The 22,368-nt window shown below is 42.1% G+C and carries 19 protein-coding genes; 12 read left to right on the top strand and 7 right to left on the bottom strand.

What is annotated here, in order from left to right; genetic code table 11:
* Positions 1-488 precede the first annotated feature (488 nt).
* Positions 489-2,111, top strand: coding sequence for a Na/Pi cotransporter family protein (locus H9631_RS13385; RefSeq protein ID WP_160709278.1), 1,623 nt, complete (start codon positions 489-491; stop codon positions 2,109-2,111).
* Positions 2,112-2,357: 246 nt separating this feature from the next.
* Here H9631_RS13385 and H9631_RS13390 read toward each other — a convergent pair whose 3' ends face one another.
* Both H9631_RS13390 and H9631_RS13395 read right to left on the bottom strand, forming a co-directional pair.
* A complete protein-coding gene (locus tag H9631_RS13390) occupies positions 2,358-2,528 on the bottom strand; it encodes a hypothetical protein (RefSeq protein WP_160709280.1) in 171 nt (56 codons plus the stop codon).
* A gap of 47 nt (positions 2,529-2,575) precedes the next feature.
* Entirely contained in the window at positions 2,576-3,199 is a 624-nt protein-coding gene (locus H9631_RS13395; RefSeq protein ID WP_160709282.1) for a flavin reductase family protein, read from the bottom strand.
* Positions 3,200-3,352: 153 nt separating this feature from the next.
* Between H9631_RS13395 and H9631_RS13400 the strand changes: the two genes are divergently transcribed.
* Positions 3,353-4,648 carry a Zn-dependent hydrolase gene (locus H9631_RS13400; RefSeq protein WP_160709292.1) on the top strand — a complete coding sequence of 432 codons (1,296 nt, stop codon included), beginning with the start codon at positions 3,353-3,355 and terminating at the stop codon, positions 4,646-4,648.
* Between the two features lie 68 nt (positions 4,649-4,716).
* On the opposite strand, the gene ytxJ is transcribed toward H9631_RS13400, so the two are convergent.
* Complete coding sequence (gene ytxJ / locus H9631_RS13405) at positions 4,717-5,055, bottom strand: bacillithiol system redox-active protein YtxJ (protein ID WP_160709284.1); 339 nt, start codon at positions 5,053-5,055, stop codon at positions 4,717-4,719.
* A 293-nt stretch (positions 5,056-5,348) separates the two neighbouring features.
* Between ytxJ and H9631_RS13410 the strand changes: the two genes are divergently transcribed.
* On the top strand, positions 5,349-8,525 hold the full coding sequence (locus tag H9631_RS13410; protein ID WP_225221030.1) for a DEAD/DEAH box helicase: 3,177 nt from the start codon (positions 5,349-5,351) through the stop codon (positions 8,523-8,525).
* 57 nt (positions 8,526-8,582) lie between these two features.
* On the opposite strand, the gene H9631_RS13415 is transcribed toward H9631_RS13410, so the two are convergent.
* A complete protein-coding gene (locus H9631_RS13415; RefSeq protein ID WP_160709288.1) occupies positions 8,583-8,744 on the bottom strand; it encodes a hypothetical protein in 162 nt (53 codons plus the stop codon).
* 246 nt (positions 8,745-8,990) lie between these two features.
* Between H9631_RS13415 and katA the strand changes: the two genes are divergently transcribed.
* From katA to H9631_RS13430, 3 genes are all read left to right on the top strand, one after another.
* Positions 8,991-10,457 (top strand): catalase KatA, encoded by a 1,467-nt coding sequence (gene katA, locus H9631_RS13420; RefSeq protein ID WP_404801743.1) that lies wholly within the window; start codon positions 8,991-8,993, stop codon positions 10,455-10,457.
* A gap of 369 nt (positions 10,458-10,826) precedes the next feature.
* Positions 10,827-12,056, top strand: coding sequence for a threonine synthase (locus H9631_RS13425; protein ID WP_191813590.1), 1,230 nt, complete (start codon positions 10,827-10,829; stop codon positions 12,054-12,056).
* Between the two features lie 39 nt (positions 12,057-12,095).
* Positions 12,096-13,301 (top strand): dicarboxylate/amino acid:cation symporter, encoded by a 1,206-nt coding sequence (locus H9631_RS13430; RefSeq protein ID WP_160709367.1) that lies wholly within the window; start codon positions 12,096-12,098, stop codon positions 13,299-13,301.
* 55 nt (positions 13,302-13,356) lie between these two features.
* Here the strand turns inward: H9631_RS13430 and uraA are convergent, their stop codons facing one another.
* From uraA to H9631_RS13445, 3 genes are all read right to left on the bottom strand, one after another.
* The gene (gene uraA / locus H9631_RS13435) at positions 13,357-14,637 is read right to left on the bottom strand and encodes a uracil permease (RefSeq protein WP_160709369.1); all 1,281 of its coding nucleotides are present in this window, start codon (positions 14,635-14,637) and stop codon (positions 13,357-13,359) included.
* Between the two features lie 244 nt (positions 14,638-14,881).
* Positions 14,882-16,126 (bottom strand): peptidase T, encoded by a 1,245-nt coding sequence (gene pepT, locus H9631_RS13440; RefSeq protein ID WP_191813592.1) that lies wholly within the window; start codon positions 16,124-16,126, stop codon positions 14,882-14,884.
* Between the two features lie 94 nt (positions 16,127-16,220).
* Complete coding sequence (locus H9631_RS13445; protein ID WP_191813594.1) at positions 16,221-16,538, bottom strand: winged helix-turn-helix transcriptional regulator; 318 nt, start codon at positions 16,536-16,538, stop codon at positions 16,221-16,223.
* Positions 16,539-16,654: 116 nt separating this feature from the next.
* Here H9631_RS13445 and H9631_RS13450 point away from each other — a divergent pair, with 116 nt between their 5' ends.
* The 6 genes from H9631_RS13450 (at position 16,655) to H9631_RS22365 (ending at position 22,184) form a co-directional block, all read left to right on the top strand.
* Positions 16,655-17,500 (top strand): VOC family protein, encoded by an 846-nt coding sequence (locus H9631_RS13450; protein ID WP_318246810.1) that lies wholly within the window; start codon positions 16,655-16,657, stop codon positions 17,498-17,500.
* A gap of 19 nt (positions 17,501-17,519) precedes the next feature.
* Complete coding sequence (locus H9631_RS13455; RefSeq protein ID WP_191813598.1) at positions 17,520-18,128, top strand: nitroreductase family protein; 609 nt, start codon at positions 17,520-17,522, stop codon at positions 18,126-18,128.
* 988 nt (positions 18,129-19,116) lie between these two features.
* A complete protein-coding gene (locus tag H9631_RS13460; protein WP_191813600.1) occupies positions 19,117-19,707 on the top strand; it encodes a biotin transporter BioY in 591 nt (196 codons plus the stop codon).
* Between the two features lie 14 nt (positions 19,708-19,721).
* A complete protein-coding gene (gene bioB, locus H9631_RS13465; protein WP_191813602.1) occupies positions 19,722-20,732 on the top strand; it encodes a biotin synthase BioB in 1,011 nt (336 codons plus the stop codon).
* Between the two features lie 409 nt (positions 20,733-21,141).
* Positions 21,142-21,903, top strand: coding sequence for a membrane protein insertase YidC (yidC, locus tag H9631_RS13470; RefSeq protein WP_191813604.1), 762 nt, complete (start codon positions 21,142-21,144; stop codon positions 21,901-21,903).
* 80 nt (positions 21,904-21,983) lie between these two features.
* A complete protein-coding gene (locus H9631_RS22365; RefSeq protein ID WP_225221031.1) occupies positions 21,984-22,184 on the top strand; it encodes a hypothetical protein in 201 nt (66 codons plus the stop codon).
* Positions 22,185-22,368: the final 184 nt, after the last annotated feature.

Consider the following 22,368-nt stretch of genomic DNA (forward strand, 5'->3'; position numbering starts at 1 on the left):
CGTGCGAACAATGTTTTGTTCACCCCTAAGCAGCCGCCCTCCGCTTTTCTTGTTGTCTAGCTCCAGCGCTCAGCGACTAGCAGACTTCCTTCTCCTTCCTACGATAAGTCAACATCGGCTCCGACGGACAGGAAGTCCTAGTGCCACCGAAGCCACAGGATGTGGCGACTTGAGGCGGCCTTTGGCTTCGCCGTGTTTCCTTTATCTCGTCAGGAGTCGTCCAGTCTGTACGTCGCTAAACGAGCGCTTCCGCTTTTCTACTGTCCAGCTGCGGTCGGCAGGGGCTCGAGGTCGCTTCGGTCAAGCCAATGAAGTCAAAGGGCGACTTCACTGGCTTGACCTCCAGCGCTTGTCGCCCCTAAGCGGCCGCCCTCCGCTTTTCTTGTAACAAATTCTTTACATTGGGTTCTGTTTACTTTTTAATCCTTCTTCATTAGTATTGTTTAAGGATAAATAATGTTGAAATACGTGAAAAAAGGGCTGAAGAAATGGATTTGCAAACATTGCTTTTCATGTTTTTTGGAGGGCTGGGCATCTTTTTATATGGGATTAAGTCAATGGGTGACGGACTCCAAAAAGTCGCTGGTGACGGTCTTCGGGATTTGCTTGACCGTTTTACGACGAAGCCGATTATGGGAGTGCTGACAGGTATTATTGTCACTGTTCTCATCCAATCCAGCTCTGGAACGACAGTTTTGACTATCGGATTGGTGACGGCAGGGTTTATGACATTAAGACAGGCTATTGGGGTCATTATGGGTGCCAATATTGGGACAACAGTCACGGCTTTTATTATCGGGATTAATATTTCTGATTATGCTTTGCCAATTATTGCACTTGGTGCATTTTTGATTTTCTTTTTCAAAAACCATAGGGTCAACAATATTGGAACGGTCTTTTTTGGTTTTGGGGCACTGTTCTTTGGCTTGAGTCTTATGGGAGATGCGATGAAGCCGCTTCGCGGAGCGCAATTTTTTACTGATTTAACCGTAAGTCTGAGTGACCATCCATTACTTGGGGTGTTGGTCGGTGTCCTTTTTACTGTGATTGTTCAAAGTTCGTCGGCGTCTATTGCTCTTCTTCAAACGCTTTTTGATCAAGGGACTATTGCTTTGAATGCAGCCTTGCCCATTTTGTTTGGAGATAATATCGGAACGACGATTACAGCCATTTTGGCATCTATCGGTGCTTCTGTTGCAGCCAAAAGAGCTGCGCTGACTCATGTCATTTTTAACATTATCGGGACTATTCTTGTTTTAATTTTATTTATTCCATTTGTCCATTTAATTGAATATCTGCAAGCAACTCTGAGCTTGAATCCAAAGATGACGATTGCCTTTGCACATGGGACCTTCAATGTAACGAATACAATCATTCAATTTCCTTTCATTGCTGTTTTGGCCTGGATTGTGACGAGGCTTGTACCGGGCGAGGATAAGATGATTGAGCATAAACCTGTTCATTTGGGTGAAAAATTTATCCGGCAATCTCCGTCTGTTGCGCTTGGACAAGGAAAGAAGGAAGTTCTTCGCATGGGTGATCTGGCAGAGCAAGGGCTTAAAGAAGTGGTGGATTTTTATAAAACAAAAGGAAAGAAACACCGTGAGCTTCTTCCGCAAATCGAAGACGCTTTAAATAATTTAGATAAAGTGATTACGGACTATTTGGTCCAAATATCTTATCACTCTTTGTCCGATCAGGATTTAAAAACACATAGTTCACTTTTAAATACGGTGATGGACTTGGAGCGCATTGGTGATCATATCGAAAACATTATGGAACTGGTCGACAGTCAGATCAATAATAAGATAAAGTTTTCTGAATCGGCTGTTAATGATTTGGACAGGATGTTCGAGCTGACTTCCACTACTCTTCGTCAGGCGCTTGAAGCTTTGCAGGAGGATAATGAATCTAAAGCAGGGGCAGTACTTGCTAATGAAAGGCTGATTAATAAAATGGAGCGGGATCTGCGTAAAAAGCATATCCAGCGACTCAATGACAATCTTTGTACGGGTACGGCCGGAATCGTTTATGTGGATATCGTCAGTAACCTTGAACGGATTGGGGATCATGCTGTTAACATTGCGCAAGCTGTTATTGGAGATATTTAACTTCATTCAGCAGAAGTCACCCACTTTTGTAAGTGGTGAGATTCCATTCAGTGGGGTTCACCCCTCGGCGGATGTCACAGATTTTCAGAGGAATTTATTGAGCGAAGCTCTAAAATACGCCATATAATAAGCGGCAGTCAGGGGAGAGCCCAGTCTGCCGCTTAACTTTTCTTTCGCCGCCATCTGCGAATTCTTCGGAAATTTCCCGGTTTTCCTCATGGCATATTGTTGTTTGGTGCTGCTTCTTCATTCATGTTTAACCTCACAACTATAGTCCTCGGAATCCGCTTCTGTCTCCTCATGTGCAACGGCAGCTATAAATCCGTATCCAGTCGGACTCCATTCCAATACTTCCTCCTTGGAATTCCTCTTTAAGTTGAAAAGGCGAAGCTTCCGTTCATAATCATTTCTTTCCATTAAGGGACCCTCCTTCTAGAGTTATTGTCCCCATTGCAATGGAAAAATTATTCAGGCCGGATAAGGCTGTACATTTTTCCAAGCTCTGCATAGTTGCTTCCGGCAAGTCGAGCAACAGGACGCAATGTCTCAGTAAAAACATAGCCTTTCTCTGGATCATATACTGTTTCATCTATATGTATACAAACGATACGAGCCATAAGAAAATCGGTTACGATACCCCCCGCATCATTTCTGATTTCGTGATGCTGCTCAAGGCGGCACTCAAATCGTACCTTTGCCTCTAAAATTCCTGGGACGCTGACAATTGTGCTGTCTATTGTAGTAAGGCTTGTTAGTTCCAACTCACTTCGCGCTGCCGGAAGCAAGGCAGCCGTTTCATTGATATCTTCAATGAGGTTTTCTGTGCTGATATGGACGACAAGTTCACCGTTTGTTACGGCATTACGCGCAGTGTCCTTTATAGTGTTTCCTGCCCGCCTTCCAATAGATAGCGAAATGATTGGGGGTTCGCTGCTAACAATATTAAAAAAGCTGAATGGTGCTGCGTTAACCGTTCCATTTACAGTAGAAGTGGTGGTGACAAATGCTATCGGCCGTGGAACGATGGAGCCGGTTAACAGTTTGTACTTTTCTCTGCTCTGTAGTCCATTTGGATCTAGGGTAATCATGAAAACCCACCTTTCTTGAAATATTCCGACTAGTTTTCTTTTCAATTGTACACAAGCCCTCGAAAAAAGAGAATAGATATCTTTTGTCCAACTGCTTGGCATTCGCTATTCTTAATATATAAACACAGATCTCACTGAAAAGCGGTGTGGATGATGGAAACAGTTTTTTCAAGAAAACGATTGCTGAAAGGATTAAACAAATGCTCATCTTATGAAGGAATTGATCCGATTGAATTGGCAGAAAAGCTGAATGAGCTTGCGCAAATCGGTAAAACAGAGCAGGGAGGAGTCTCCCGTTTTCCTTATACAGATGAGGAAAGGAAGGCTAAGCAACTGTTCAACGGATGGATGGAAGAAATAGGTCTTACCATCAGAGAAGATGCGATTGGAAACTTGTTCGGACGGATTGAGGGAGAAGAACCGGCGCTTCCTGTGGTGTTGACGGGTTCCCATTTGGATAGCGTCCCTAATGGAGGCGTTTTTGATGGTCCGCTCGGGTGTGTAAGCAGCCTGCTGGCTATTGAGGCGCTTATCAAGTCCAACGTTCCATTGAAAAGGTCTATTGAGCTTGTTGCATTTGTTGACGAAGAGGGAGCAAGGTTCAATAACAGCTTGTTCGGGAGCAGAACGATGATGGGAGAAGTAAAAAAGGAAGACTTGAAGAGGTTCAAGGACAAAGCTGGAATAGTATTATATGAAGCGATGTTAGAAAGCGGTTTTACCCCTGAGCATATTTCTTCAGCTTTCCGGAGTCCGGATGAAATCTACGCTTTTTTGGAATTGCATATTGAGCAGGGCAAAAGGTTGGAAACAGAAGGGAAGAATATCGGGGTTGTAAATGGAATTGCTGGACCTGCTTGGATGTCTTTTACTTTTTATGGCGAAACAGATCATGCTGGAAACACACCGATGGAGTATCGGAAAGATACAGTGGCGGCGGCAGGCGAGTTCATCCTGGAAGTAGAAAAAATACCGCGAAAATATAGTGAAACGGCTGTTGCGACTGTCGGAAAAGTGCATGTTTTTCCCAACGGAACAAATGTAATCGCAGGTAAAACAAAATTGATGGTTGATACGAGAGATATCGATGAAAATGCTCGGGATCAAATACTGGAGGCTTTGAAGCGTTCGGCACATGAGATTTCCCAAAAGCGAGGGCTATCTGTTGAAATGAAAGAAGAAATCAAAATCCCACCGGTAATCGCGTCTGATTCAATTCAGAAGATAATTCGTTCCGCCGCTGAAAAGAATGGATTAACGACAACCACTATTCCAAGTGGTGCAGGACATGATGCGATGATTATGGGGAAATACGTTCCATCCGGCATGGTTTTCGTTCCGAGCCATAACGGAAAAAGTCATTCACCGGAAGAATGGACGTCCCTTTCGGATTGTGTCAATGGAGTTCAAATAATGAAAGAGGCGTTGAAAAGACTGGCTAATGATTAGAAGTTAGTATAAAAAAAGCGCGTGAAATCGAGGTTTTTACATCTGACTTCACGCGGTTTGTCTACATCTTATTTGATATGCTCTGTTAATGCTTCCTTGATATTTTTCCCAGTGATATTCCAATGAGAAGTGTTCCACGCAGCTTTTCCATCAATTAAAAGGAAAATTTGTGGCGACTCATGCTTTATGGCTAAATCTTCAGCTACTTGATTTGAAACTGGACGGCTTTCACTTACAGTCAAAAAATACTTGTCCAGATCCGTTTCGAATTCCTGATATTCCTTATAGGCATCTGCGCTGACATTACATGTTGTACTATGTTTAAACAAAAATACAGGTTTTTCGTTTGAACCCTCCAAAAGGCTTTTCCATTCTGATTCAGATGTAATTTGTTTTAATTCTGACATCATAACCATCCTTCCGTAATTGAAAATGAGAGTTGAAGCTTTGAGCGGGTGCTTCCACTTTTCTTATTATCCCAAAATTTTCTGCATCCATCATCTTTATTGCTTTCCGACTTGATTTTTAGTAATGGATATTTATCTCTTCTTTTACAAAAATAGAGATTTGTATCTGTAAAATTTCAAAGTGTGTTTTCAATTATGTATGAGTTTGAATATATGCTAAAATAGATAAGATGTACTTTTAACATAAAAGTTGTAAACAATCAATCCGGATAGAAAGAAGGGTTTATTGCGATTTGGCAATTTTACAGAAGAACCAAGTAGCAGAAATGTTTCATCCGACCGCCTATAGGCGGGGGAGGGAATATTATTTCCAGGGCCGGGTCGGAAAATTGACTTTTGATTATGAAAGTGGGATCTGCCGCACTTATGTGGAAGGGAATCATTCTTATCTGGTGGAAGTAAATCTAAGCGAGCTTCCGGAAAATGTTGCGGTATATTGCGATTGCCCAGCGTTTGAAGAATATTATGAGTGTAAACATATTGTAGCGGCTATGCTTGAAATTTGTGAAAAGCAAGACGAAATGATGCAAATAAAGGGAGCCTCATATGGGGGGAAATATCATGCGGCAGCGGATTTGCTCCAGTTGCTTGATGGCAGCGCCTCTGTTCAGCAAATTATTCCGTCTTTTGGGAGCGAACCGTTAAAAATTGAATATCACTGTGATTTTTCTAATCCACAGGCGTTTTTTGTAGAGTTGAAGGCAGGTGTAGATCATGCTTATGTTGTACGTGATGTGGGAGAGTTTATTGAAAATATAAAGGGCGGCCGTGAGCACCCTTTTACAAAAAAGTTCACTTACATCCCGGAAGAGCATGATATAGATCAGGCGGATAGGGCTATTTTGGATGAGCTGTATCAGATCATTGAAAACGAGAAGCTATATGCTGAAGGCATTAAATCCTACTATATGAACCCAGCCATTTATTCGACCTCAAGATCTGTAATGATCCCTCCATTGTTTGCCCGTTCATTACTAGAAAAATTGACGGAACGACAAATGATCGGAAAGTTAGGTTCCAAAAGTTTTGATAGAGTCAGAATCGTCGAGGAAGAATTTCCATTCCAGTATGAGCTGGGTAAAAACACTGAAAACGATCTTGAATTATTGCTTCCTGATATTGAGAATACAATATATATGGAACCGTATGAGCTCGTCTTTTTGAATGGAGACATTTATTTTCCACAGCCTGATCTTCTTCCTTTCATTGATAAAATTTTAAAAATAAGAATGAAAAACAATAAGATATCCATTGCTGCGGATCAAGCGGATGCCTTTGTGTCTGAAGTTCTACCTCGGCTTAAAAAGCTGGGCAATGTTCAAGTAGCTGAAAAGGTAAAAGAACAAATTATCCAAGTTCCGCTGACAGCAAAAGCTTATATTGATTTGGAAGAGGATACAATCAAGACAAAGCTCGAGTATGATTATGGCGGGATCATGGTTAACCCTTTTTATCAGCATGAAGAGTCAGGGAAAATTTTGATCAGGGATGTAGAAAAAGAGAAAGAAATCATGAATATCATCGAGAACGCCGGCATGAAATATAACGGAAAAGAGCTGCATCTCCAATTAGAGGAGGAGGAGCTTTATGAATTTCTGTTTTTCATTCTCCCGGCACTAGGAGAGCGGTGCGAATTATTTCTGACGGATGATATCCGTAGAATTATTTCCTTGGAACAGCCTGTTCCTAAAACGAGCATCAATACAGAGGAATCGGCAGGGTTGCTGGAAATCAGTTTTCAGCTTGATGGTATTGACGATGAAGAGATCATTGATATTATGAGAAACGCTATTGAGAAAAAGCGTTTTTACCGAATGAGGAACGGGACTTTTTTATCGCTTGAAACGGATGAATTCCAATCACTTCAGGAACTTTTTACAGATCTGCGTATTAGGAAAGAGGAGCTGGAACAGGGAACCGTCCAAGTTCCGATCTATCGTGGTGTTCAGGTTGACGAGGCGCTTCGGACTAAAAAGCATTATGACCCATCATTTAAAAAACTGTTGGATCACCTAAAAAAACCGGAAGAGCAAATCTTTCCGTTACCTGAAGGATTAAATGCTTCAATGAGGGAATACCAAAAAACTGGATACCAATGGTTCCGTTCTTTGTCCCACTATCATCTAGGCGGTATTTTGGCGGATGATATGGGGTTGGGTAAAACATTGCAAAGCATTGCCTATCTTTTATCAGAACAAGAAGAGGCCCAGCATTTGGTTGTTGCACCTGCTTCGTTAATCTATAACTGGCAGAGTGAGTGGAATAAGTTTGCTCCATCAATCAGGACAGCTGTTGTGGCTGGTACGAGGGAGGAGAGGGAAGAAATCCTGGAGGCGGGCTCCGCAGATGTTTACATTACGTCATATTCCACGCTCAGACAGGATATCGACCTTTATAAAAGCGAACAATTCCATACGCTTATTTTGGATGAAGCCCAGTTTATCAAAAATTACACGACAAAGTCTGCCGCCGCAGTCAGGAGCATCCGGGCAACGCGCAAATTCGCATTAAGCGGGACGCCAATTGAGAATTCAGTTGATGAATTATGGGGAATCTTCCAGGCGATCATGCCAGGGCTGTTTCCAGGTCTGAAGGATTTCAAAAAACTTGATCAGGGAAAAATAGCCCATATTATCAAGCCGTTCATTTTACGCAGGCTCAAAACGGATGTATTGAAGGAGCTTCCAGAAAAAATCGAATCCACGCATATCACCGAACTGTCTAAGGAGCAGAAAGAGCTGTATGTGGGCTATTTGCAGCGAATTCAGCAAGAAACGGCTGCATCGTTGCAGGGGGATGGGTTCCAAAAAAGCCGGATGAAAATCTTGGCAGGCATTACTCGTCTACGCCAGCTTTGCTGTCATCCAGCGCTCTTTCTCGAAAATTATGAAGGCAAGTCTGGTAAGCTGGAGCAGTTGATGGAGACAGTCAAGTCCTCCATTGAGAATGGGAAGAAGCTGTTAATTTTTTCACAGTTTACAAGCATGCTGGAGATTATTCAACAAGAACTGATTCAGGCTGGTTACCCGCACTTTTACTTGAGCGGACAGACACCTCCGCAGGAACGTCTGAGCATGAGCGAGCAGTTCAATAATGGAGAAAAGTCCATTTTTCTCATTTCATTGAAGGCGGGAGGCACCGGTTTGAATCTTACAGCAGCAGATACGGTCATACTTTATGATCTATGGTGGAATCCTGCTGTGGAGGACCAGGCTGCAGGAAGAGCTCACCGTTTCGGGCAAAAAAATGTCGTTCAGGTAATCCGACTGATTACAAAAGGAACGATTGAAGAAAAGATTTATCAATTACAGCAGAAGAAACGAGAATTAATCGAGCAGGTCATCCAGCCGGGAGAAACGATGCTTTCCAGTTTAACGGAAGATGATATAAAAGAAATATTGAGTATGTAAGTAAAGTGAATGTTTAACAGCTGTCATGAAAGACGGCTGTTTTTTTATGTATTGGAGCTACTTTTTCTTATTTTCAAGATTGCTGATTGCCAAACAAATTAAGCCAATAGATAGAAGAGTAATACCTACTTTAATTTCAAGTATTTCCATAATGTTTAGTACAAGTGCAGCGACTCCTACTCCCAATCCAACGGATTTTAAAATGATATTCTTATTCATGATTGCTTCACGCCCCCTCTCCTTAGGCCATTATAACCCTTTTTTGTGAGTTTTCGGAACTTTTTAATCCGAACAAAAGGAATATTAAGTCTTCGGGTTGAATATATTGCTAGAGTGTCTATTTCAGGTTCTTTCGAAAGAAAGCCTTGCTTTTACTAAATAATAATTATTTTAACTTGAAAATGATTATCGTGCATGGTATTATAAATCTAAATTAAAATTATTATAAATAAGGCGGGGATGAAATTGACAAACAGAGAAAACCGGTTAACGACAAGTTGGGGTGCTCCAGTAGGAGATAATCAAAATTCAATGACAGCTGGATCACGCGGTCCGGCACTTATTCAAGATGTTCACCTTTTGGAAAAGCTGGCGCATTTTAATAGGGAACGGGTTCCTGAACGGGTTGTTCATGCCAAAGGTGCGGGCGCACACGGTTACTTTGAAGTAACGAATGATTTGACCAAGTATACAAAGGCGAAATTTTTGTCTGACGTGGGCAAGCGTACTCCAACATTCGTACGGTTTTCTACCGTAGCGGGAGAATTGGGATCTTCAGATACAGTCAGAGATCCGCGCGGCTTCGCAGTGAAATTTTACACAGAAGATGGCAACTATGACTTGGTTGGAAATAACACTCCTGTTTTCTTTATTCGCGATGCAATTAAATTCCCGGATTTTATTCATACTCAAAAAAGAGATCCGCAAACACACTTGAAAAATCCGAATGCAGTGTGGGATTTCTGGTCGTTATCACCTGAATCACTTCATCAGGTAACTATTTTAATGTCCGACAGGGGGATTCCGGCAACCTTCCGTCACATGCATGGTTTCGGAAGCCACACATTCAAATGGACAAATGCGGAAGGTGAGAGTGTCTGGGTAAAATATCACTTTAAAACAGACCAAGGAATCAAAAACCTGGATGTGAATCTTGCAGCTAAACTGGCAGGGGAAAATCCTGATTATCATACGGAAGATTTGTTTAATGCAATTGAAAATGGCGATTACCCATCATGGACATTATCTGTTCAGATTATGCCTATTGAAGATGCTGATACGTACCGTTTTGACCCATTCGATGTTACTAAAGTATGGTCGCACAAAGACTATCCATTGATTGAGGTTGGACGTATGGTATTGAATCGCAATCCGGAAAACTATTTTGCAGAAGTGGAGCAGGCGACATTCTCACCTGGAACACTAGTACCGGGAATTGACGTTTCACCTGATAAAATGCTTCAAGGACGTTTGTTTGCTTATCATGATGCCCATCGTTATCGTGTTGGTACAAACCATCAAATGCTTCCAATCAACCGACCTCGGAATGAAGTGGATAATTATCAGCGTGACGGTGCGATGCGCTTTGATAACAATGGTGGAGGTTCTGTTTACTACGAGCCGAACAGCTATGGAGGACCGCTAGAATCTCCTTCAGATAAGCCTGCTGCATATTCGGTCTCAGGTGAAGCTGCAAGTGTGAGCTATGATCATAATGATCATTATACACAGGCGGGAGATCTGTACCGCTTAATGAGCAAAGAGGAGCGGGAGCGCCTTGTTGCTAACATTGTTTCTGCGATGAAGCCTGTTGAGAAAGACGAAATCAAGCTTCGCCAAATTAGCCACTTTTATAAAGCTGATCCGGAATACGGAACAAAGATTGCGGAAGGTTTGGGTTTGCAGGTACCTGCAGATGTAGTAAAATCTTAGTCTAAATCAAGGCCGTCCAGAAAGCCAGTTAAACAATGGCTTTCTGGACGTTTTGATTTTGACAGAGTAGGAGAGTATAAAGTTCGAATTAGGTTTTCTACGTTTGCTACGACGCACAGGATGTGCTGGAATTCGAAGAAATTGTCGGATTTATCGAGGTTACAACCCGTGAAAATACTTTCCTCTGCCCCGAAAGTGCCCCTCTCATACAAAATTTTATCTTGCTAAATACGCGCAGGAGTTCCACAATTTCAGGAAAACCAGTGGTTCAATTTGTCTAACACCTCCCTTAAAATTCATATATATAAATTCAGCGGCTGTCCTAAGCACATGAGTAAAGGCATAGGATGGAATGAGGGAGGAAACGTTATGACGCATAGTTACGCTACGCATCTATCCTGTTCCAAGTGTCCAGAGGTTTACCCTTCTGATAGAGTTCAACAGCTTTGTATGTGCGGTGCGCCACTGCTTGTAAATTATAATTTAAGGAAATTGGCAAAAGTTTTAAAGCCAGATGATCTGTTGAAAAGAAGTCATGATCTTTGGCGGTATCATGAACTACTACCTGTTCAAAGCGCTAAAAATATCATATCTCTGGGAGAAGGGATGACGCCTTTGCTTCCAATGAAGAAGCTAGGCTCAGATATGGACATTACCCACCTGTATATGAAGGATGAAGGAATGGCTCCTACAGGTACGTTTAAAGCGCGAGGAGCTGCGGTTGGAATCTCAAAAGCGAACGAATTAGGCGTCAGAGGATTGGTGATGCCGACGAATGGAAATGCAGGAGCCGCTTGGTCACTCTATGCTTGTAAAGCAGGCATTCAAGCTGTGATCATCATGCCAAGGGATGCGCCGGCCCTAATACGGTCAGAAGTAGCGTCGGCAGGTTCCCATTTGTTTATCGTTGATGGGTTGATCAGTGATGCAGGTAAAATGGCAGCGACGGCTGCTGTCGATTTTCATTTATATGATGTATCAACATTAAAAGAGCCGTACCGAATTGAAGGGAAGAAAACGATGGGCTTTGAAATTGCAGAACAGTTGAACTGGGAAACGCCTGATGTCATCCTATATCCAGCGGGTGGCGGTGTCGGACTTATCGCTATTTATAAGGCGTTTAAAGAACTGCAAAATCTTGGGTGGATTAACTCTAGGAAGATGCCTAGGTTTGTAGCTGTTCAGGCGGAAGGGTGTGCGCCGATTGTAAAAGCGTGGGAAGAGAAGAAAAAAGAATCCGAGTTTTGGCCTGATTCACGAACGCTGGCGTTCGGAATCAATGTTCCAAAAGCTTTGGGAGATTTTCTAGTTCTTCAAGCTATTTATGAAACAAATGGGTGCGCACTGGCAGTTAAAGATGAAGAAATTATAAAAGAACAGAAAAATATTATAAGAGAAGAAGGAGCCTTCGTATGTCCGGAAGGGGCTGCTGCATTTTTTGCGGCACGGAAGCTGCGAGAGTCCGGATGGATGAAAGAGGATGAGAGAGTGATTATCATCAATACCGGGATGGGCTTGAAGTATATGAACAAAGAGGAGATGGTTCAGCCTGTACTTCAGCCTGGTGATTCCATTAAAAGTCTCTCAGTATTGCCATAATGTTCTTCCCTCACGACAGCAATACGAGGAGGGCTCGATATGAAGCGAAACTTCATGTTTCAGATTTTGGCAGCTTTTGTTCTTGCTATTATTGTTGGAATCGCTTTTGGAGAAAGAGCGACGATTATCCAGCCGCTGGGTGATCTGTTTTTAAGGCTTATTAAGTTTATCATTGTTCCTTTGATTCTTTCGACAATCGTGGTGGGTGTGACGAATGCAGGAAGTATAAAAAAGCTCGGTAATTTAGGCGGAAAAGCAATAGGATATTTTCTTGTGACGAGTTTCATTGCCATTGCACTTGGCTTGTTTGCCGGATTTGTCTTTCAGCCGGGAGCTGGTGTAGAAATTGCTGTTCAGGGAGAAGCTGTGGATGCCCCTGAAACTGAGGGTGTTATTACAACATTATTAAATATTATTCCAACAAACCCAATTGAGGCATTAACTACAGGAGCAGTCCTGCAAATTATTTTCTTTGCTATCTTTCTTGGAATCGGTATTTCACTTGTAGGTGAAAAAGCACTTCCGGTTCAACGATTTTTTGAAGGATTATCTGAAGTGATGTATAAAATTACAAACATGGTTATGAAACTTGTTCCGCTTGGAATCTTTGGCTTGCTTGCACCGATTGTCGGGACATACGGACCTTCCGTCTTGATGCCGTTGATTAAAGTGATCATTGCCATGGTAGTTGCAGTTATCGTCCATGTGGCACTTGTATATTCCGCAGCGGTTAAGTCATTCGGAAAAATGAGTCCTTACTATTTTTTCAAAGGCATTTTCCCTGCAGCATCCGTTGCTTTTGCTACATGCAGCAGTTCGGGGACGCTTCCAGTTACGATGAAAAACACTCAGGAAAATTTGGGGGTCTCAAAAGGAACGAGTAGTTTCGTCCTTCCGCTCGGAGCGACAATCAATATGGATGGAACGGCTATTTATCAAGGGATTGCAGTCATGTTCATCGCGCAATATTTTGGGGTGGAATTAACAATGGCCCAGATCTTGATTGTTGCGTTGATGGGAACGCTGGCTTCCATTGGAGCAGCAGGGGTTCCGGGAGCAGGGCTGATTATGCTGACGATGGTGCTGACAGCTGTTAATCTGCCATTGGAAGGAATTGCGCTGATTGCAGGGATCGACCGAATTCTTGATATGTTAAGAACGTCAGTAAATATTATAGGAGATGCGTCGGCTTGTGTAGTAGTGGAGGGTGGAAAATCTGAGATGGTCGTTAAAAAAGGAGCCTAATAAAGGCAAAACATGCGCAGGGATTTCTGAGGCCCCGCGCATGTTTCGTTTTTGACTATTCATTTGATAGGTTTAATGCCTCTAATAATTTAAAGAAAAGGCTAAGGAGAATGGCAACTACAGTTGCTAGTCCCATTCCAGCCAGCGTGACAGGTCCGATGTGTAAGGAAGCTCCGCTTACACCAATTGCCAGGACTACACAGGTTAAAATCATATTATGAGAGTTACTATAATCAACTTTTGATTCAACTAGCATGCGAAGCCCGCTCACAGCGATGATTCCAAATAGAAGAAGCGAGATGCCTCCCATAACCGGTTGTGGTATGGAGGAAATCAAGGCAGCTAACTTCCCACAGAAAGAAAGGACGATGGCAATGACTCCGGCACCACCAATGATCCATGTGGAATAGACTCGCGTAATCGCTAATACCCCAATATTTTCACCGTATGTCGTATTTGGCGTTGAACCGACAAAGCTGGAAATGATTGTGGAAATCCCGTTACTCATTAAAGAGCGGTCGAGTCCCGGATCTTTTACCAGATCTTTTTTGACGATATTTCCGGTAACAACTAGGTGGCCGATATGTTCTGGTACCAGAACCAGCGCTGCGGGAAGAATGAGAAAGATATCCGCCCAATTGAATTTCATCGCGTAGTATGTGGGAGCGGAAATCCAAGCGGCATCATGAAACTGCTTTAAATCGACAATCCCTACAAAGAAAGCGATAATATAGCCTGAGACAATACCGATCAGGATAGGAATAATCTTTAAAAATCCACGCAGGGTGACCCAGCAGAGGATGGTGATCCCCAGTGTTAATAATGAAACCAACATAGTATCCGGATCTGGTTTCCATGTCTCCAGTGCACCTTCAGGTTTTACTAATCCAGCCATTTCACCAGCGACTGGGAGAAGCTCCAATCCAATGACAGCTACGATAGCCCCCATTGCTGCTGGAGGAAAAATGAAATCGATCCAGGCGGTACCAACAAGTTTGACAATCAATGAGATGATGACGAGGATCACACCGACAGCAAGAAAGCCTCCGAGTGCATAAGCATATCCTTCTCCACCTGTATATTTGGACAATACTGCAAAAACGGGTGAGATAAATGCAAAGCTTGATCCCAGATAAGCTGGGATTTTGCCTTTAGTAATAAAAATATAAAGCAGTGTGCCAAGACCGTTCATTAATAGGATGGTGGCAGGATCGACTTTAAATAAAAGTGGCACTAGGACAGTGGAACCGAACATGGCGAATAGATGCTGGAAGCTGAGCGGAAGGCTCTGCAGAATAGGCAAACGCTCATCCACTTGGATTTCTCTTTGGTTCATCTTTTTCTCTCCAATACAAGTTAGTTTGAACATGAAAAGCACCTTACCTGAAGGCAAGGTGCTTGGTTACATTTCCATAGCAAAATGAACGCGCAGCTTGACGTGCGCGCACCTTGTCAGCCTCACAGGACTGGTTTAAAGGTATTTTTAGATATAATTATCAAAAATATTATGTCAGCTGCCAAATTGAAAGTCAATCATTTTTGTCAAAAATATAAAATTGTTGTCAAAATATGGACGGATTTTATTGGAACTTTTCGGCGCGCTCTTCAAACAGCTTCACAATTTCCACAATCGTCTGCACTGATTTTTCCATTACATCGGCTGAGGCAAATTCGTATGGGCCGTGGAAGTTTTCTCCGCCGGTAAAAATATTCGGAGTGGGCAGTCCCATGAAGGAGAGTTGAGATCCGTCAGTTCCGCCGCGGATTGGCGAGATGTCCGGTTTGATGCCTAATTTTTTCATCGCGTCAGAAGCTATTTCGACAATTTCTTTCACGGGCTCGATTTTCTCTCGCATATTGTAATATTGGTCTTTCAACTCCAGCTGGATCCTATCTGTTCCATATTTTTCTCCCAGCTCTTCGGAAATCTGCTGCATAAATGCTTTCTTTTTCTCGAACTTTTTCCGGTCAAAATCACGGACGATATAATGAAGGATTGTTTCTTCCACATTGCCTTCAAACGAGAGAAGGTGGTAAAAACCTTCATATCCTTCAGTTAATTCGGGTACTTCATCAGCGGGAAGGCGGTTATGAAATTCAATGGCAATGCTTTGAGAGTTGACCATGATCCCTTTCGCTGTTCCAGGATGAATATTCGTCCCTTTAACAATTAGTTTGGCGCTTGCCGCATTAAAACTTTCATATTCAAGTTGGCCAATTTTACCACCGTCAACAGTATAGGCGAATGAAGCATTGAATACTTTGACGTCAAATCGATGGGGACCTCTTCCAATCTCCTCATCAGGGGTAAAAGCTACTCTTACTTTGCCATGCTTGATTTCAGGATGCTTCAACAAATAATCCATAGCCGTCATGATTTCTGCAATTCCCGCTTTGTTGTCTGCACCGAGAAGGGTTGTTCCATCTGTTGTAATAAGAGTATGTCCTTTGCAATCCAACAGGGACGGGAATTTCTCCGGAGACAAGACGATTTGCTTCTCTTCATGTAGTAAAATATCCTTGCCATCATAGCTTTCCACAATCTGAGGTTTGACGCTTTTGCCTGTAAAATCTGTCGCTGTATCAACATGCGCTAAAAATCCGATAGTTGGCACGTCTTTTTCCGTATTGGGCGGGAGGGTGGCCATAACATATCCATTTTCGTCGATAGTTACTTCTGCCATGCCGATGGATTCAAGCTCTTTCACCAACTGATTGGCTAATGCCAGTTGCCCAGATGTTGAAGGGCATGTGTCACTGTTCTCATTGGATTGTGTATCTACTTTTACATAAGATGTGAACCTATGAATGATTTCTTCCTTCACTTTACAAAAACCCCTTTCTCTATAATTATTTATATTAGTGGAGCATAATACTCAAAATAAAGATGCCGACTGACTCTTTTGGAGCAATCGGCATTTATTCATCAGGGTTTTCCACCCATTGTTCGGCCCATGAAGCAATTTCATTCATAATCGGTTCAAGTGCCATCCCTTTTTCGGTCAAAGAGTATTCGATTCTGACCGGAGTTTGAGGATATACCTGCCTTTTTACGATTCCTTCTTTTTCTAGGTCTTTTAGACGTTCAGACAGGACGCGAGCACTAATTGGCATAGCTGCTTCAACCGTACAAAAGCGCTGTGGGCCGTTTAAAAGATTGTAAATGATAAGCCCGGTCCAACGCTGTCCCAATAATCCCATGGCTTTCTCCAGTTTTGGACATGTGTTTCCGTTCATATAAGCTCACCTCGATAGTATAATTATATCACTAATTGTTTCTTCTTGACAGATAAAATAAACTAATATATAGTTACTTACATAAAGTAAGTTAATAAAAAAAGGAGGAGTGGCTTATCGATAAATCCGCCGATCCTGTCATTGGCACAGTAACATTAACAGTGCAAAACATCAAGCGGATGCTTGCATTTTATGTAGATATTCTTGGGTTTCAAGTGTATGAGCAGAGCCAAGAGAAAGTGTCACTTACAGCGAATGGAAAAACGGTTTTGTTAAAGCTTGAAGAAGATAAAGGGGCAAAACTCCGACACCCACATACGACGGGTCTATATCATATTGCTTTTTTACTCCCAGAGAGGGCTGATTTGGCGGATGTCATCAAGCATTTGGCCCAAAGTCGTTACCCGCTTCAGGGGGCGTCTGATCATGACGTTAGCGAGGCGCTGTATCTTGCAGATCCGGAAGGGAATGGCTTAGAAATCTATGCGGACAGAGACGCAGCTTTATGGGAATGGGAAAAGGACCAAGTTTTCATGACGACAAAACCGCTCAATATAGATAACTTGTTAATGGATGCCTCTGGAGCTGGCTGGAATGGAATGCCGTCTGGAACGGTGATTGGGCATATTCATTTGCAAGTATCCGATTTAGAGGATGCCAAGAGATTCTATTGTGATGGGATTAGCTTTGATCCGGTTCTGCGGTATGGAAACCAGGCATTGTTCATTTCATGGGACAAATATCACCACCATATTGGGCTTAATACTTGGGGTAGTGCGGGTGCAGGACCACCAGAGGAAAAAAGCACAGGCTTGAAGCACTTTACTATATTATTTTCTGATGAGGCTGAAAGAAGGAAGGCTGTCAGCCGCTTGGAAAAGTTAGATGCTTGGATTATAGAGGAAAATGGTGTAATACTAACGAAAGATCCATCAGGAATTTATCTGATTTTGGAAGCTTAAAGAAGAGGAGAATGTCAACATGATCAAAACAGAACAAGATTTTTATACTGCAGTAAAAGAAAGACGCTCAATTTATGGAATCAGCAAGGAATCACCGATTTCTGATGAGAAGATTGAAGAAGTCGTTGCACATGCTATCAAACATGCGCCAACTGCTTTTAACTCCCAGAGCGGCCGAGTAGTACTTCTTCTTGGCGAAAATCACGACAAGCTCTGGAACATAACTGAGTCTGCTTTAAGAGAATTAGTTCCAGAAGATCAATTTGAGCCGACTGCTCAAAAAATGGAGGCTTTCCGAAGCGGTTATGGTACAGTCCTCTTTTTCGAGGACACTAATGTTGTAAAAGGTTTGCAAGAGCAATTCCCGCCATACGCTGACAAATTCCCAGAGTACGCTCAGCAATCATCAGGAATGCTTCAATACATCGTTTGGACTGCACTAGAGCTTGAAGGATTTGGCGCTACTTTACAGCATTATCAGCCGTTAATTGATGAAGCTGTTCAAAAAATCTGGAATGTTCCTGAAAACTGGACTCTAATGGCTCAAATGCCATTTGGAAAGCCGATGGGTGCACCGGGAGAAAAACAATTCCAGAGCGTTGATGAACGGTTGAAGGTTTTTAAATAATCGTATCAAGGGACTGGATTAAACCGGGCACAGAAGAATAGCTGAGCCAAGTTAAAAGCTAATCGATTTTATACAAATCGTTAAAATAAAACCGCGTGAAATCAAGGTTTAGAAAATTGATTTCACGCGGCTTATTTATTTCAAGAAGATTGCTGGAAAAAATGCGAGCGTTTGAACTGCCAAATGCCCCTAGATACTGACGCAGTGGTTTTTCTATTTGAATGGCTTGATATCATTCGGTTTGATTTGCTCTCCTTTGGTAAAGGAGCCGGAATATTTCAATAGACAAATGGGTCTTAAGCCTCCAACCAGGCATGCGTTTCAGTCTGGAGCTATAACAATCTCCATTCATCACTCACCCTCATTTCTTTTTTTCACTGATTTTAGCTCGGTGAAATGTTACTCTGCAAAGTTTTCACTTTTACCTATAAATGGCTGATTTCCCTAAGGGATAGTCAGCATAGATCCGAAGGATCACAATCTTCTTATTAAAGGTGGCTCCAGCTTGATAATATGTGCAACCAGATCTCGGTTTCCTTCTTTTAAAATAATAAAACTCCTTTGGTGACGAAAGGGCAGGGGAGTTCTTCCATTCGAAACCTGTTCCGTCAGGCCGTGGTGTATTTTTTGAACGGAAATGTTTTTTCAATCTATTTTTAACAACGGAGAAAATCCATGTGCTTAATCTCCAGCGAATGATGGGAATCCCCTAACTGCTGCATAAAAATCTCCTTAGTCCAATTCTCAGTCAACGCTCTCGCACCTAGCTTTGTATAGTAAAAGGCGAAAACCTCTGAAAGTCACTATATTTTTTCTCAATCTCATTCATTAGGATCATCCCTAAATATCCCTTTGTTTCATTAATATTTAAATTGGTGTTGTTACAGAAAACGCTAAAAATAATTGTTAACTAAAATTATAGTTGTGTTGACAATTTAGTTTGATATCAAGTATCCTCTTAATATATTAAACAATAGAGGTGAGGAAAATGGGCAGTGAATTAGTAAAAACAAAAAGCAGACTAAAGACCTTGGATATGGTTTATATCAGCTTATTTTCTACCTTAATGATGATTGGGGCAAATATCACTTCTTTTGTTCCATTTATGGTCATTGGGGGAGTACCTATCACACTTCAGGCCTTCTTTGCCGTTTTGGCAGGAGCCTTTCTCGGGAGTCGTCTTGGGGCCATTTCAATGGCGGTTTATGCATTTATTGGACTTGCGGGAGCACCGGTATTTGCCCGGTTTCAGGGGGGGATTGGGCAGCTGCTCAGTCCTACGTTCGGATTTATCATTGCATTTATTTTTACGGCATATATTACAGGGAAAATCATTGAAAAAAACAGCAAGATCTATTCATATATCATCGCTGCTTTGCTGGGAACAGTTTTCAGCTATTTATTTGGAACGAACTGGATGTATGCTGCTTACAAGCTTTGGGCTGCTGCGCCAGATGCTTTTTCGTATAAGGTGGCATGGATGTGGATGGCAGTTCCGCTTCCTAAGGATATATTTCTTGCCATTTTAGCAGGGGTGTTTGCACATCGGATGCAGGGAATTGTAAAAAAATCTAGTTGACGGGAGAGAAAAATATGAATATATATGATGTGATTGCGGAAACTTCATTAGCAGGAAATGAGCTGACAGATGAACAAGCCATGGCAGTGCTTGACTGCCCAGATGACGAATTGCTGCTTCTATTGCATGCAGCGTACAAGGTAAGAAGAAATTTTTACGGGAATAAAGTGAAGCTGAATATGATCATCAATACAAAGTCAGGGCTTTGCCCAGAAAATTGCGGCTATTGTGCGCAGTCGATCGTATCACAGGCTCCAATTGAAAAATATTCAATGATGAAGAAGGATGAAATTGTTACAGGAGCAGCCCGGGCAGCGGAGCTAAACGCCGGAACATATTGTATTGTAGCGAGTGGAAGGGGACCTGCAAGCCGAGAGTTGGATATCGTTGTGGATGCGGTAAAAGAAATCAAAGACAAGCATAAAGGCATGACAGTTTGCGCCTGTCTCGGCATCTTGAAACCCGAACAGGCAGAGCGTTTGAAGGAAGCAGGGGTGGACCGCTACAACCATAATATCAACACATCAAGCAATCATCATCAAAATATCACAACATCCCATACATATGATGACCGAGTCAATACTGTAGAGATGGCAAAAGCATCTGGAATTTCTCCCTGTTCTGGCGTCATTGTCGGCATGAAAGAGTCGAAGGAAGATGTCGTTCATATGGCGCGCAGTTTGAAAGTGCTGGATGCAGACTCTATCCCGGTGAACTTTCTGCATGCAGTGGATGGGACTCCGCTTCAAGGGACTGACGAGTTGACTCCGCGTTATTGCTTGAAGGTGCTTTGCCTGTTCCGTTTTATCAACCCTACAAAGGAAATCCGGATTTCAGGTGGAAGAGAAGTCAATCTCCGCAGTCTTCAGCCGTTTGGCTTGTATCCGGCCAATTCCATTTTCATCGGCGATTATTTGACAACAGAAGGGCAAGAGGGATCGCAGGACTGGAAAATGCTTGAAGATATGGGCTTTGAAGTGGATTTAGAGCCTTTAAACCGTGAAACAGCAAAGGCTTTGACGTGAAATCAAACCGGGCAGTAATCTGTCCGGTTTGATTCATTTGAAATACCATTTCTATTTTTTCCTATTTATCGTTATACTAGAAGTAGCGAATAGAAATCGGGTGTTGCTAATGATCGAGATTCTTTTACAGGACTCATATGCAGAATGGTCTGTGCCGCTGACGATCCTCATTATCTGGATTTTCAGTTTGGTGATTATTTCGCTATTTCGTCTTGTGAATAGACAAAATCACTATCAAAATATCAAAAAAGAGAAGAATTTTCTTAATAGACAAGTTTACGATGAACCTTCAACCCCTCATTGCCTCCAGTTTATTAAAATGGTTAGGAGAAAACTATGTCCTGATGATGGAGATGAGCATGTTCACCTTCTATTTTAAATAAAAATTAAAATAGAAGGGTGAGTGCAATTGAAGAAAAAATTCTATCTTTTATTCATACTGATTATTACTTCCTCCTTGCTTGGAGGCTGTTCAGGAGTCACCAATCAGAGCGGATTCTTTTATGACTTCTTTGTGCGACCGTTTGTCTGGCTCATTCATGAGATTGGAACTGTTCTTGGCGGAAACTTCGGTTTGGCGCTAATTATCATCACATTATTGATTCGTTTAGTCTTGATGCCGTTTATGCTGAAAACGTACAAAAACCAGCAGTTGATGAAATTGAAAATGGATAAGCTCAAACCAGAGATGGAAGAAATTCAAAAGCGTTCTAAGGAGGCAAAAACATCAGAGGAGCAACAGAAAATCCAAATGGAAATGATGGAGCTTTATAAAAAGCATGAAGTGAATCCATTAAATATGGGATGTTTGCCTATCCTCATTCAAATGCCGATATTAATGGGGCTATATTATGCAATCCGCAGTTCACAGGAGATTGCTTCGCATACTTTCCTTTGGTTTAATTTGGGGCACTCTGATATAGTCATGACCATTTTTGCCGGTATGGTTTATTTTGCCCAAGCGCAGCTTTCGCTGGCAACTGTACCGGAAGCACAGAAAAAACAAATGAGATTATTTTCGTATATATCTCCGGTTATGATTTTTTTCATCTCTTTGAATGCCCCAGCAGCCCTGCCGCTATATTGGGCAGTTGGTGGAATATTTCTCATAATCCAGACTTACATTGGGCGAAAATACTATATGCAGCATCCAGAAAAAGCGGAAGAGTAATCGAAATGACCAAGGATTTTGCCTTGGTCATTTTTAGTAGAATCAACCAGACTTCTTAATATATTAAGGTGGTGGAGTCTATGAAAAATGTTTTAAAAGATTGTAAATTTGCGTTTGAAATTATTCAGCACGAAAAACCCCTGCTATCAGCAAAAGAAGGTGCCGATTATTTTGGGATTGAAATTGAACAAACGGCACCAACGCTGATAATAAAAACTGAGAGGGGGTTGCTTCAGGAAGTCGCAGAAAAGTTGACTTTGATCAGCTTGCCAATATTTTAGCTGTAGTGCGGTAAAGTTAGCCACTCCAAAGGAAGTTCGGAGTGTGACAGGTTTTGAGGTGGGGTCTGTTCCTATGGTGGCACGGGGCAACCATCCTCTACATTAAAGATTGAACCAAAAGCGTTAATCGAATTAAATCAAGCGACAGGTATATTTGAATAAACTGATCTTTTTAAAAAGGTAT

The organism is Bacillus norwichensis (assembly GCF_014836955.1).
GTDB classification, from domain to species: Bacteria; Bacillota; Bacilli; order Bacillales; family Bacillaceae_C; genus Siminovitchia; species Siminovitchia norwichensis.